4 protein-coding genes are annotated in these 4,554 nt (G+C 51.8%); all 4 read left to right on the top strand.

The window, feature by feature from the left end; genetic code table 11:
- Positions 1–507 precede the first annotated feature (507 nt).
- The 4 genes from LB554_RS29370 to LB554_RS29355 all read left to right on the top strand — a co-directional run bounded on the left by LB554_RS29370 (position 508) and on the right by LB554_RS29355 (position 4,083).
- Entirely contained in the window at positions 508–1,845 is a 1,338-nt protein-coding gene (locus LB554_RS29370; RefSeq protein ID WP_224588306.1) for a hypothetical protein, read from the top strand.
- A gap of 63 nt (positions 1,846–1,908) precedes the next feature.
- On the top strand, positions 1,909–3,078 hold the full coding sequence (locus tag LB554_RS29365) for a hypothetical protein (protein WP_224588304.1): 1,170 nt from the start codon (positions 1,909–1,911) through the stop codon (positions 3,076–3,078).
- On the top strand, positions 3,075–3,347 hold the full coding sequence (locus LB554_RS29360) for a hypothetical protein (RefSeq protein ID WP_224588302.1): 273 nt from the start codon (positions 3,075–3,077) through the stop codon (positions 3,345–3,347). Before LB554_RS29365 ends, LB554_RS29360 begins: the two co-directional genes overlap by 4 nt.
- A gap of 118 nt (positions 3,348–3,465) precedes the next feature.
- Positions 3,466–4,083 carry a hypothetical protein gene (locus LB554_RS29355; protein WP_224588300.1) on the top strand — a complete coding sequence of 206 codons (618 nt, stop codon included), beginning with the start codon at positions 3,466–3,468 and terminating at the stop codon, positions 4,081–4,083.
- The last annotated feature ends 471 nt before the right edge of the window (positions 4,084–4,554 follow it).

Here is a 4,554-nt window from a genome sequence, read left to right as displayed (position 1 = left end):
GCGCTAGCAAGCGTCCGAAAAATCCTTGGCATAGGGCACTCGCTACTCATTCGTCGCGGAACCCAAGTGCCATTCATCGAAAATAACCGAAACCTGCAACTAGTCTCGCACAGTGCTGATTAGGGGGACGAATTGGTAGCAGATCCTACAAGTGCTCGGATACTTGTATATAATATAGTTACGAACTGGGTTGGAAAGGCCGTAGGCATACCCTCGGCATCGGTCAACATAGGTCGCACGTTCGTCGGCGCTCCGACGGGGGGGTATGGCTTCACGGAAGGCCGATACTTGCAAATGTGTGACGAAATTACGGAGACTTTGGTTGGCGCAAGCGGGAAGTCTCTAAGGTTTCCGGGAAACTGGCGCGTCCAGCATGAGAGCGACTCTATTTCGACATTCATCAACGCAGTTGCTGTCCGCTTGGTGTCAGTCAAGCTGACGGCCAATGGGCTCGCTGCGTATCGCTGGGCTATGCCTGCTTAAAGCCTGCGTCGTCGGGGGTAAGTCATGCCGGATGCTCGTGAGATTCTCCTTGTAACGCTGGTCTTGGCCTATTCCAGCGGAATTGCGTCTGCAGCGTCCGATTTTGCTCCAAAAGTGAAAGACGTTTGTACCGCCAGCGCGACAGCCGGAAAAGGGCTCATATTAAATCCGCGGAAGTTCGTCGCGCTGCTAGTGGAGAAGAAGGCCGGTTTGTCAGCCATCGACCTCGATGCGGAAGGAAACGGTCTCACCTACAAGCAGCAGGCATACGCACTCTTAAGCCCCGAAGAGTTCTGCAAGACGAGTACTTGTGCGAAGGGAGCTGTCGACAAACTGGGCGACGCAAACGTCAAGCTGATCGAATTTGTCAGTACCCACTCGCTGCCGACAAAGGCGGGGGTGAACTCATTCGATACTTCTCGCGTGGCTGTAACGACATCAGGCCTGGGCGGTTTTCTGGAAGGCAAAACCGAAGTCGAATGCTACTCGGCTCCAACTACCAAAGAGCCCGCTGCGCCTGGCCCGGACGGGACGCCAGGCTCCGCGCCAGAGTTACCGCAACACTTATCAATTCGCCAAACCGTTGAAGATCTGCATTATTCCCAAGACGACAACAAGTTCAAATCACTGAAACAGGCGAGCCTATCGCTCTCGGACGACCGAATTGCCGGAAAGAGTTCCTTCTCCATCAACGGCGCCGTAGGATACACTGTCGGTCGCGCTTCATTCGACGAAGACGGTCACTTTATCGGCCAGTTTACCCCTTTCCTCACCTACGAACAGCAATACGTTGAAACGAAGACCAAAACGACCAGAGTGCAAAATCTTGGTGCCGGTTTTGTCGGGGATCTAACTTTCCCGATCGGAGGTCTATACCAAAACATTTCAGCCTTTCCAAAAATCGTTCGGTCATTCAGCAGTGAGGCTGAATTTCTATCCGGAAACATTGTCTATACCCCGATGTATGGAATATCAGGAGTGGATAATGTGTATTACCTAGCGCCAGGGTCCTTGTCGTTTCAAATCAGCCCATCCATAAAGGCTGCTTATAGCAGAATATTGCACGCCGGAACTGATGATACGCTGCGAGAGCAGGGCAGCTACTTTTGGATTGGCCCTCAGATTAGCTTGACGCTGTTTGGAGAGGGAGTCCTGGACGGATTTAACTATAACATCTCGTACAGTACGTTCTTGGTTCCCAATGGAAAGATAAAAGAGATATCATATTTCGAGACGTCCCTTTCATACGACTTTGGCGCCAGCAAATTGATGTCGATACAAGCGAAATACGAAAAAGGTAGAAATCTGGATACATTGGAGAAGGTCGATCAATTTACCGTGGGGCTTGGCGTTAAGTACTGATGGCCCTATAATATGATTGGTTCCGCTATTCAGGCCAATTAAACGAGCAATGGGGAAGATCAGGTGTCAGGAGATGCAGATGACAATCAAGGCGGAGCGACCGCCTCGCCTGGCGACGGCTTGCCTGTCCAACAAGCGGCGCCCAACGTCCATCTCGGCGGGTGGATTTGGATGAATCTGCAAAGATTCGTTGCAATCGTGGTTTCTAAGGCGACACTTATATCAGGATTGGCGGTCTTTGGACTGATCGTCTTCTTTCTGGTGAGGCCCTTCGATAGTCCTGCCGAGCTCCCTGGTGACAATGCCGCCGTGGCTTGGAATACAGCTATAGAGCGTTTGGGTATACAGCCACTCTATCCACCACAAGAAGATTTTCTTGTCGGCGACGTCTATATCACTCTGGACGACCCCGAAAGCGAAATCGGCGGACAGACGATCCGGTATCCCAGTAATGTTTACAAGGGCAGGGGTGTCAAGATTGGGCGCATAGATATGCGCGAGAGCATAAAGAGGGGAGCCAGAGCTTTCCGATTCCCCGACACCAAGATTGAAGATGGCAAGACAGCGAGGGATCAGCCGAGCTCGGAACCCTCGGTTCCAAGTACACCGGGGGACCTAATCGATTTGTCGCTGGTCGCGTTTCCCGGAATATCGGTCAAACATTATATCGATACGGAGTCAGGGTTTTGGCGATTGTTCGCCGGTAGGCGTTCTGGCGAGATTGAAGAAATTTCCATTCCCTACGCTGAAAGCTATGGCGCTCCAGTCGTCGATTCGTTGCTTGCATTGGGAAAATATTGCAGTGATCAGGCTACAGCTGAATTTTGTACCGATGATGTAGCAAGGAAAATTCTGGGGTATACGCTGGGAAAGGATGTCGAAGCCACGCACGATAACAAATATATATTTCCGGTCAGCATCAGTATTGTTGGGCAGGTGTTTCTTGCTAGGGAATTGAGAATAAAGCGGTACCGCGGCGACTCATTGTCGACTCGTATCAGCAAGGAAGAGGCCGCCGACAAGTCAGAGCCGATCCCCACTCCCGGCACCTCCTCAGCGACCCAACCTGATGAAAGCAAGCCATTCGTCGATTACGCGACCTACGAGAATAGGCAGTCAAGCCACATCCAACTCAATCAAGTCTTTGCCCGGCCCGTGGCTTTCGGCTTCCGGCGCGTTTCGTTTGCCCTTCCAAGATCTAAGCCTATGGTATCCGAAGGAGACGCGCAGTGAAAAGGACGGTTCCGATCATTGTAGCCTTACTCTTCGGCCCACCCGCTTTGGCACAGCAGCCAGAGGTCGGCGAAAGAAAGCCAACTGTTGACTGCAAGATAACTCCAGCGAAGTGCATAGGCACCTTTCCATGGAAGCCATCCTCGGGTACGGATGGCATTAGTGATGCCATAAAGAATACTGATAAGGATGATCTTAGAAAGATGGACCAGCAAAAAACAAATATTCAAGGAATAGATAAAAATGTCATCGATAATTTGAAGTTTTAGGAGAGCTGATCTTAGGAGAACAACATGGTTCGTCTTGTGTGCTTCGTCGCTGTCGCGGCTTTTCTGGCTATCTTCAGCTGCTCGCCTTCGCTCGCTAAGCCAGGAGGTGAAACGAACGGTGGGACATGCGGTGGCTGCAACTGCTGCACATGAGGGTAATATGGCAAAGGGCCGTAACACCGGAACGCCTGAAAAGTCCGATTCGTCATTGTTTAGCCAACAGCTGGCCATTGCAGTTGCCGCTGTGACTTTGCTGGGCTTTGGGGTGGCTTTCTTTAATGGCGTGTTTGGGTTGTCACTTTTCCAAAACCCTACTGAACAGTATCGCAAGCAATACGATCAGCTTGTCGCTCCTCTAGTTCAAGGTTCATATGAGCTTAACGAGGCGGCCAGCTATAAGGCACGTTTAGAGGCCGCAAAAGATAAAACTCCTGAGGATCGGGCGATGATTGTCGCAGAGGAATTTGACAATTACCTGTCTGAAAAGAACTTGAAAGGATCTATTGAGCCATCTGTGCGGCTTGTCGAGAGAATTATTTCCTGCCAGCAGTCACTATTCTGTCGGGTCAGCGACTACGAGTCCTTCAGAAAGGATATAATCCAATTTTGGTATAGCTACCGCGGTTCGATCTTGAAAATGAGAGGCAACGGCAAGGCTCTCGACTTTGGCTCGATTTTGGAGTCGGAAGCACGACGTATGTATTGGGAGGACCTCGCCAAAGGTGATCCGAGCTGACCTTTCGGGGAGCAGGCAATGTCGGGATGCTGTGGCCCGAGTAACCTCGCCGCTGGGGGCTTCCGGCGAACCATCTGACAGGGTCTTGGCGCGAACAGAGCTTGAGCTTCGCGCCAGGAGCACCGGTCCATAGTGATAATCTGCGACTTCGATGCTTGGATTAGCTTTTTTGGTTGGTCCGACAAACGTATCAATGGCGCCTTTCCGGCCGGGCAGCTTCCTGAAGGCGACGGTGGTACAGCTGCCACTCGCAGACGTTTGACGCCGTAAGCCGAGGCGATAGGGGGGATATGACAAACATAACAGACTGGACGAAGCCGGGGAGCTTCTCAGCGGGCCGGGATCCGCTCGGCTTTCAGGCAGCATCCGTGAGGCTGTACACCTCGCTTGTGCCAGGCCTAGGCCGTAGACTCATTATCGCGTAACCAGAGGCGGACTGCGACGAGTTTGAGAGCGGCAAGATAGTTTTCA

Source organism: Mesorhizobium sp. CO1-1-11, from assembly GCF_020164995.1.
Lineage (GTDB): Bacteria > Pseudomonadota > Alphaproteobacteria > Rhizobiales > Rhizobiaceae > Mesorhizobium > Mesorhizobium australicum.
The sequence above is the reverse complement of the archived record's forward strand: the minus strand, read 5'-3'. Positions and strand labels throughout refer to the sequence as shown.